This is a genomic window from Galbibacter sp. (assembly GCF_035306585.1).
GTDB lineage: Bacteria > Bacteroidota > Bacteroidia > Flavobacteriales > Flavobacteriaceae > Galbibacter.
In genome coordinates this window covers 1-3,749 of the sequence record NZ_DATGNU010000018.1, presented here as the reverse complement: position 1 = coordinate 3,749, position 3,749 = coordinate 1, and the positions used below count along the sequence as shown (strand labels likewise).

Genomic DNA, 3,749 nt, shown 5'->3' with positions numbered 1-3,749 from the left:
ACAAACGGGAGCGATAAAAGATACTTGGGGACCAAGGCCTACCAAAGCCACTGTTATGTTCAATGAACATAAATCGAAATATGGAAAAATTACCCCTGAGTTTAGAACCGAACTTCAAAGGTGGTATGCCAAGGATAAAGGAATTAATGTGGTCAGGGATATTCTAAAAATGTTAGCCTTGGAATAAGTAGGTGATGCTGCCGACTTGTTCTTCTACGCCTGGTTTAGGATCAAACCTTGATTGGAGTGCGTATTTTATAGCGTTTTCAACCAGGCAGCCATTTTTGGTATTAGAGCTGGATTGGTTATAATTCGCCTCAATTACTTTACCGCTGGAATCTACCTTGACATTTATAACTACTTTTCCAAAACTCTCACAAGTATAGACTGGATTAGCCAGATAACTATGCATGCGATTTACCATCGAATAGGTGATTGTGGTACGTCTTTTTACATTTATTTTTGGCGCTTCTCCTCTTCGTTTTATGGCTTCAATTCGTTCACGCTGTTCTTTAAGTTTTTCCGCATATTCACTAGCAAATCCACCTTGATTAGAGAGTTCGCCCACTTGTGAATTGTTGTAGTCAGGATTCTGACTAGCAGCTTCCTCTGCTAATTGTTCCAATTCTTCCAGAGTTTTAAAATTGTCTAGTTCATCCGCATAATCACTTTTCATCGCCTGGTTATAGGCTTTGTGCGTTTCAAGCTCTGTCATGGATAGTTCTTCTGTAGGGATGGCTTCTTCTTCGAAAAGCTCCTCATCAAAACTAAGCTCGTATAGAAACTCCTCCTCCTGTTTAGCTGCCATCTGGATGTTGAGCAAAGTGAGTAAGAACAAACCCATTAGGCAACAAGTTATGATTAAGGATAATTGTCTGTTGTTTAACTGATCAAGTCTATCCAATATGCGAGATGCAGTGTCCTGTATTTTAAGGGTTACTTCTTTTAGTTTTATGAGTATAGATTCTAGATTCATGGCAATGACTTGGCCTGCTAAAGATAAAAATAAAAATTATTATGATTCTAGCAGACTGTTAAATGTGTTTGGGTCTATTGCATTATCTACGTTAAATTCCCCTATTTTGGTTCTCCGAAGCAATGAAAGATAACCGCCCGAGTTTAGAAATTTTCCAAAATCATAGGCCAGAGAACGGATATATGTGCCTTTGCTACAGCTTACTTTGAAGTATACTTTTGGCATTTCTATTTTAGTAATTTCAAAACTATTTATCCAAACAGTACGAGGTTGAATATCTACTGATTTTCCCTCTCTAGCAAACTCATATAATCGTTTTCCATCTTTTTTTAAGGCTGAGAATACAGGTGGGAATTGGTGAATTTCACCTATAAAGTTTTGTGTAGCTTTCTGAATCAATTCCTCGGAGATATGATCAACTTCAAAGGTTTGGTCTATTTCAGTTTCCATATCGTAGGAAGGGGTGGTGGCGCCCAAGGTTATACTGCCAGTGTATTCTTTCTCCTGACCTTGAAGCGCAGCAATTTTTTTGGTGAACTTCCCTGTACATATAAGTAGTAACCCTGTGGCAAGTGGATCTAAAGTCCCCGCATGTCCAACCTTTATTTTTTTTAGTTTATAGGTTTTCTTTATATCCCATTTTATTTTGTTAACAGCTTGGAAGGAAGACCAACCCAACGGTTTATCAATCAGTAATATCTGTCCTGTTTGTAGTTCTTCTAGGGTCATTATATGCTTAATGGACTAATGAAATAGTGTATCACAAGTAATAAGATACCAATAAAAATACGGTAGTAACCAAAAATTTTGAATCCGTGTTTACTCAGGTATCCAATAAAGGTTTTAATAGCAAAAAGGGCTACAATAAAACCGACAATATTACCTATGATAAGTAACTCGATTTGTTCGGAATTTAAGGTCATACCGTCATTAAAATAATCAAAACCTTTTTTAGCTGTAGCTCCAAGCATCGTCGGAACAGCTAAGAAAAAGGAAAATTCTGCAGCGGTTGTTCTGGAAAGCTTTTGAGACATCCCGCCGATAATTGAAGCTGCACTTCGCGAGACACCAGGGATCATGGCTAGACATTGAAAAAGCCCAATCTTAAAGGCTGTTTTATAAGATATCTCTGTGCCTTGTTCATCGCCGAACCAATCATCAACCTTAATTAGGACGATACCGCCAACAAGGAGGGATATAGCTACAACTAGAGGGCTCTCCAGTAAGGTGTCAATGAGATCACTGAATAAGAGACCTAAAATAACTGCTGGAATAAAACCAACTAACAATTTTAGATAGAAATCTATGGATTGAAAAAATCGTTTAAAATATAACACCACCACTGATAAGATGGTGCCTAGTTGTATGACGATGGTAAAGAGTTTTGTGAATTCATCATCCGCGATTCCAAAAAAGGATGATGTGATAATCATATGTCCAGTAGAAGAGACAGGTAAATATTCCGTCAAACCTTCTATGATGGCAAGAATTATTGCTTGTAAAGTATCCAATACGGTTTATTTTTTCTTGGTAGGGTTCAACATTATGGCGTATACCTCAATTCCAAATCCAAGCAGAACCAGGGTAGGAGCCAGGCGAATCCTTCTAAAGTTGAAAATGTCGGGATTGAACACATTAGGATCATCACTTCCACCTCCGCTCATTAGAATAAATCCAAGTACTATGAACGCTAAGCCGATAAACATTATTATATAATTCTTCTTCTGAAAAATAAAGTCTTTTTGATCCTTATTCTGAGATTGTTTTTTTGCCATGTTGTTAGTAGTATAAATCGTCTGTTCTAAGGTTTAAAAATCGTTGGGTCGCAATATACGTACTTATCCACGTAATAATCACTCCGATGATGAATATTCCAACGAAAAGCAATACAATTATAATGGGGTCGGAGAGTAGTTGTAATTGAGGCATGATGGAATTGATGTAAAATAAAATGCCACCCATGGCTGCCATGGCCACTAGTGCGCCTACCATTCCTAGTTTAATGCTATTCCAAATAAAAGGGCGGCGAATAAATCTTTTTGTTGCTCCTACCATTTGCATGGTTTTAATAATAAATCTCTTGGAATAGACGGACAATCGAATGGAGCTATTGATAAGTAATACTGCAATGAGCGTAAAGACTCCAGAGGCAATAAGGATCCAAAAGCTTAGACGTTTCACATTTTCATTTAACATACCAATAAGTGGTTTGTCATAAGCAACATCTGACACGTACACTTTAGAGCTGAGATCTTCTGCAATTTTTGCGATGCTGTCGGTAGCAACATAGGCGGCATTTAAGTGTACATCTATGGAGTTCTGTAAAGGATTGTATCCTAGAAACTCCAAAAAATTCTCGCCAATTTCTTTGCTGTGTGCCTCGGCTGCTTCATCTTTTGATACAAAGGTGGCTGATTTTGTATAGTCTGCCATCGCCAAGCTCTTTTGAAGTTGATTTATCTCGATTTCCTTTGCATTGTCCTTTAAAAATACTGTCATAGCTACTTGTTCTTTAAAATGATTGGCTAACTTATTGGTATTGATTACCAAAAGTCCCAAACATCCTAAAAGAAATAATACTAGTGCAATACTCAGTACTACTGAAAAGTAGGAAGAAATAAGTTTGCGTTTTTGATAGCGCTCAAAAGATTTGCTCATACCCGAATTAATTGGATGTGTAAAAGTAATAAAGTAAATTTAATCTTGCTTAGTGATATACCTTAATCTTTAAACGTTTAAATACTAAAAAAGTATATAGAGTTATACGACTCCA

General features: G+C 37.0%; 5 protein-coding genes and 1 pseudogene. 1 reads left to right on the top strand and 5 read right to left on the bottom strand.

From position 1 onward, the window contains the following. Window positions 1-187 (top strand): annotated as a pseudogene (locus VKY50_RS02065) (thioredoxin family protein); the annotation flags it as partial. Here VKY50_RS02065 and VKY50_RS02060 read toward each other — a convergent pair. Genes VKY50_RS02060 through VKY50_RS02040 form a run of 5 tightly spaced genes read right to left on the bottom strand, consistent with a single transcriptional unit; the run spans window position 173 to window position 3,634 of the window. Beyond that, window positions 173-976 carry a hypothetical protein gene (locus VKY50_RS02060; protein ID WP_324298344.1) on the bottom strand — a complete coding sequence of 268 codons (804 nt, stop codon included), beginning with the start codon at window positions 974-976 and terminating at the stop codon, window positions 173-175. The pseudogene VKY50_RS02065 and the gene VKY50_RS02060 overlap by 15 nt on opposite strands. A gap of 39 nt (window positions 977-1,015) precedes the next feature. Further along, on the bottom strand, window positions 1,016-1,705 hold the full coding sequence (truB, locus tag VKY50_RS02055) for a tRNA pseudouridine(55) synthase TruB (protein ID WP_324298342.1): 690 nt from the start codon (window positions 1,703-1,705) through the stop codon (window positions 1,016-1,018). Continuing rightward, window positions 1,705-2,487 (bottom strand): undecaprenyl-diphosphate phosphatase, encoded by a 783-nt coding sequence (locus VKY50_RS02050; protein WP_324298340.1) that lies wholly within the window; start codon window positions 2,485-2,487, stop codon window positions 1,705-1,707. Before VKY50_RS02050 ends, truB begins: the two co-directional genes overlap by 1 nt. A gap of 6 nt (window positions 2,488-2,493) precedes the next feature. Next, window positions 2,494-2,751, bottom strand: a complete 258-nt coding sequence (locus tag VKY50_RS02045; RefSeq protein WP_324298338.1) for a DUF3098 domain-containing protein — start codon at window positions 2,749-2,751, stop codon at window positions 2,494-2,496. Between the two features lie 4 nt (window positions 2,752-2,755). Next, a complete protein-coding gene (locus VKY50_RS02040; protein ID WP_324298336.1) occupies window positions 2,756-3,634 on the bottom strand; it encodes a cell division protein FtsX in 879 nt (292 codons plus the stop codon). Window positions 3,635-3,749 lie beyond the last annotated feature (115 nt).

Bases quoted from the DNA above. Each gene is read 5' to 3' on its own strand.
- VKY50_RS02060 (WP_324298344.1), bottom strand. From the start codon at position 976: ATGAATCTAGAATCTATACTCATAAAACTAAAAGAAGTAACCCTTAAA.
- truB (WP_324298342.1), bottom strand. From the start codon at position 1,705: ATGACCCTAGAAGAACTACAAACAGGACAGATATTACTGATTGATAAA.
- VKY50_RS02045 (WP_324298338.1), bottom strand. From the start codon at position 2,751: ATGGCAAAAAAACAATCTCAGAATAAGGATCAAAAAGACTTTATTTTT.
- VKY50_RS02040 (WP_324298336.1), bottom strand. From the start codon at position 3,634: ATGAGCAAATCTTTTGAGCGCTATCAAAAACGCAAACTTATTTCTTCC.